Origin of the sequence: Streptomyces minutiscleroticus (assembly GCF_014650875.1) — a bacterium.
GTDB lineage: Bacteria > Actinomycetota > Actinomycetes > Streptomycetales > Streptomycetaceae > Streptomyces > Streptomyces minutiscleroticus.
Genome location: NZ_BMVU01000253.1, coordinates 1 through 639, shown reverse-complemented (window position 1 = coordinate 639; position 639 = coordinate 1). Strand labels below are relative to the sequence as shown.

The 639-nt window shown below is 65.3% G+C and carries 1 protein-coding gene; it reads left to right on the top strand.

The window, feature by feature from the left end; translation table 11 throughout:
• The first annotated feature begins 148 nt into the window (after positions 1 to 148).
• Positions 149 to 568, top strand: coding sequence for an STAS domain-containing protein (locus tag IE271_RS41325; RefSeq protein ID WP_229920012.1), 420 nt, complete (start codon positions 149 to 151; stop codon positions 566 to 568).
• The last annotated feature ends 71 nt before the right edge of the window (positions 569 to 639 follow it).

Below are 639 nucleotides of genomic sequence, written 5' to 3'. Positions count from 1 at the left end.
GTAGACCATGCATGCCCCCGGCAACGCGTGTACGGCCCAGCCCGCTCCGCTGCTTCCACGCCGCACAGGTTTTTCCGGTCGATGGTCTCTTCCGCGTGGTGTCCGGGCATAGGCCATGTGCCGCAAACGCCTCTATGGTCCAGGGAGCGTGTTCAAAAAGGGTGTCGGCGGGATTCTTTCGCCGGCCGGTGCGGAGGCGTGTGTGAGTGATCCCCACGGCACGGAAGGCTCCGCGCAGTTCTCTGTGAGCCGTACCGTGGCCGGCAGCATTACCGTGCTCAGTCTGCAGGGCGAGCTCGATCTCCACACGGCCGGACTGCTGCGCCATGCCATCGTCGCGGATCCGGCCGGTTGCCTCAACCGGGTGGTGATCGACCTTCAGCTGGTCACCTTCATGGACTCCAGCGGTCTGGCCATCCTCATCGATTTCCACCGCACCATCCGGAACGTGTCCGGGTGGCTCCGCCTGGCGGGCATACCCTCCTGCCTGCAGCACGTCTTTGAGTTCAAGGGTTTCGACGGCTTCTTCGACTGCTATCCCAGCGTGCAGCACGCGCTCACCGCATAGCCCGGCACGGTCGCCTCCCGCAGATGTCTGTGACCTCGCGCGTTCCGGCTTCGGAGAGGGGCGCTGGCCTG